This is a genomic window from Roseibium sp. (assembly GCF_039982295.1).
Lineage (GTDB): Bacteria > Pseudomonadota > Alphaproteobacteria > Rhizobiales > Stappiaceae > Roseibium.
Map to the genome: position 1 here is coordinate 1 of NZ_JBDWYP010000035.1, position 2716 is coordinate 2716.

The 2716-nt window shown below is 56.2% G+C and carries 4 protein-coding genes; 1 reads left to right on the forward strand and 3 read right to left on the reverse strand.

Going from position 1 to position 2716, the window contains the following annotated elements; all coding sequences use genetic code 11:
- A partial coding sequence (locus ABJZ52_RS06850) for a hypothetical protein (RefSeq protein ID WP_348032723.1) occupies positions 1 to 968 on the forward strand: 968 nt, incomplete at its 5' end.
- Here the strand turns inward: ABJZ52_RS06850 and ABJZ52_RS06855 are convergent.
- From ABJZ52_RS06855 to ABJZ52_RS06865, 3 genes are all read right to left on the reverse strand, one after another.
- Positions 969 to 1325: a hypothetical protein gene (locus ABJZ52_RS06855; RefSeq protein WP_348032725.1), complete on the reverse strand. Its 357-nt coding sequence runs from the start codon at positions 1323 to 1325 to the stop codon at positions 969 to 971. It lies immediately after the preceding gene.
- Between the two features lie 209 nt (positions 1326 to 1534).
- The gene (locus ABJZ52_RS06860) at positions 1535 to 1861 is read right to left on the reverse strand and encodes a hypothetical protein (RefSeq protein ID WP_348032727.1); all 327 of its coding nucleotides are present in this window, start codon (positions 1859 to 1861) and stop codon (positions 1535 to 1537) included.
- A gap of 93 nt (positions 1862 to 1954) precedes the next feature.
- A partial coding sequence (locus tag ABJZ52_RS06865) for a DUF5710 domain-containing protein (protein ID WP_348032729.1) occupies positions 1955 to 2716 on the reverse strand: 762 nt, incomplete at its 5' end.

Consider the following 2716-nt stretch of genomic DNA (forward strand, 5'->3'; position numbering starts at 1 on the left):
ATTCCATGCGGGTCGAGCTGGCGGCTAATCTTCGAACTGCGGGACTGGGCTACATCGCTACGCTTCGCGAGGATCGGACGGCGATGCGTGAAGACATTCTGTCCGGAGCCCGACCATTGCGTTTTGACAAGTCGATGACCCAACTGCACACAGGGGCAGCTCCACTTTGGCGTCGAGCCCCGAAGTGGTGGGACGATGTTGGCGCAAGCATTCATCAGGAGCAACATGGGAAGCCGAAGAGCAGGATAGTGGCTTGGGTTCGACATAACTTTCGGCAATGGGCAGAGTGGATCGATAAGCCAGATGACAGCATTCCCAAAGCGGTTCTCGATCTGCATCAAGAGCTTTCACATGTGTGCGAGCACCCCACACGGGTATTGGACGCCTATCTATCGCTCGCGCTAGAAGATCTGGAGGAACCAGGCAACAGGACCGTCGCACCGGCAAAGTCCCTCGCCGACTGGCATTTTCTCCATCGGCCTTGGACGTTCGGGACGCTCAAAAGCTGGCCGATGTCGATCTCTTGTCGGCGGCGGATCAAGGCGGCCGCAAAAGCGATCACCCTTCCCAGAAGAAAGCGGCGACCAAAGCAAGGGGTGGAGAATCCAATTCAGGCTCCGGTCAATGTCCCAAGATGGCGGCAGGAGGTGACGAAGAACAGGAACCGGGTCGAGAAGAATATCCTTCGGCTCTGTCGAATTGCGAAGGCGCATAGTTATCCGGATGAAACTCTGGAGCCGATCAAGGAAACGCTCCGTGCTGATCTGAAGGTCTTCACTCCGGATATTGATCACGCCCGGCGCTATATGACGTCAACATTGGTGGTCAGGCCAAACCTGTATCACAAGCATGAAAGGAAGGATGGAGGGCGTGTCGCCCCGCCTCCTGTCCCACCACAGCGGACGGGATCAGCAAAAGCCCGGTCTCGGCCTGGCCGCGGTGGGAAAGGAACGGTTCGGGAGCGATAGTTAGGTCTTCTTCATCGCAAGCAGGTCTTGGATGGTGCGCTCCAACTCGTGCTGCATGACCTCGATGGCTTTTAGCGCCCCTTCCAGTTCCTGGCTTGCATGTTCTGAGTTGTTGTCGTCGGATCGAAGATAGATACGCTGTGCGGTCTCAATGGCGCGATTGATATCACGCTGTAAATCACTGAGAGCGCGCAGTATCGGCAGGCACAAAGGATTTAGGACTGCCATGGCGCTCCTGACAGTTACTTCGCGACAGTAAGTGCTAAACCCCGCTGAGCCGCAAAGGCGAATGGCGCGAAGAACCAAATTCTCATCTTTTTCGGAAAACCTCACGGAATGGATGCGATCAAGTGACATGATGACCTCCATTCTCAGGCCAGGTTTCGAAGCCAATCGGCGTCGGTCGTAAAGCCGGTGAGTTTAACGGTCGATTGATTGCAGGCGCTTGAGGGAGATTGCAGAAGCCTGCGGACGGCAGCGACACGCAAGCGCCACGATATTGCGTGGCCCGGCAGGAGATCGCAGGAGCTTTATGCCTCCCGATTCCCTTCTGGTTTCCGATCGGGTCAATCCATGACATTGGCATCATCACCTCCCCCGCCCATGAGGAGAGCATCGACGACACCAGCGTTCGGGGCGATCTGCGCCGTGTTGGCCAAGTGACCGCCAGAGAAAAGCCAGCGGTAGAGCTCGAGGCGAATGTATCGGACGGACCGGGTGCCGGCGGGTTTCAGGAAGCGGGGCCCGCCGCCTCTGGATCGCAGGGCGACGAGCGTAGCGACTGGAACGCCGGTTAGCCGCGAGGCCTCTTCGGTGGTGACTGCGCCCAGGAGCCATTCGGGGTCCATTTGCAAAAGCTCTTCGAGCTTCGGTAGGTCGTTTAGTCGAGTCATGTCGTTTCTCCGTCTCTGTGGAACATGGAGAAACGATGCCAGGCCATGCGGGAGAGACGTGAGTGCGTTCTTAAGAGAAAACCTCGTAAGATTTCAGTTGACAGCGGATTCCCTAACCGGCCGGAGAGCCTTGGTGAGCGCTGGTTCGATTGCGTAGGAGCCACTCTCACTCTTTCGGAACAAGGCATCGTAGATAGAAGGCAAAGCGTATTCCACGTGGCAGCCAAGAAGCTCCATGTGAACACGCCAAGAAATATACCTGTCTCTTTTCTGGGCCAGTGTTGGGTCGAGTTCGAGAAGCTGCTCGGCGACCATTGGTGCAAGTTCGCAGATGGGCAGTTGTCCTTTTGGCTTCCGGTGCTTTGCTTTTGATGTCAGGAATTTGATGTTCCATTTTGGTCTGCGCTGATCGCGTGCCAAGTGTGGGAACGCCTCCAATGCTGCCTCGGCTCTCAAACGAGAGATTCTTTTGAGGCTATACATCTTGTTTTGCCAAGCCGCCCACGCGTCGGGTCCCTGATACGGTTCAACCTTCCGCGGATCAGTACTTTCCCTCGAAACGTAGAATTGCCGGCGACGCTTGTCGTACCTCGCGCCAAGTTCCTTTGCAGTGTCCCTGTCTGTCACATAAAGATAGAGGCGATCGGTCGGCTCGATGAACTCTCGACCGAAGAAAGCGCATTGCCACCGTTCTTCTTTATGGATCGCATCCCAGAGTGCGCGTTTGGCAGCCTCGTTCCCATACTTTCGGACCATTCCGTTGTGGAACTCGTGAACCTTCGGAATCCAATGTCCCGGTTCTTCGACATCACGGATCGAGCCGAAAGCCCATTCGCCCTTGGTGGCAAGGTCAGT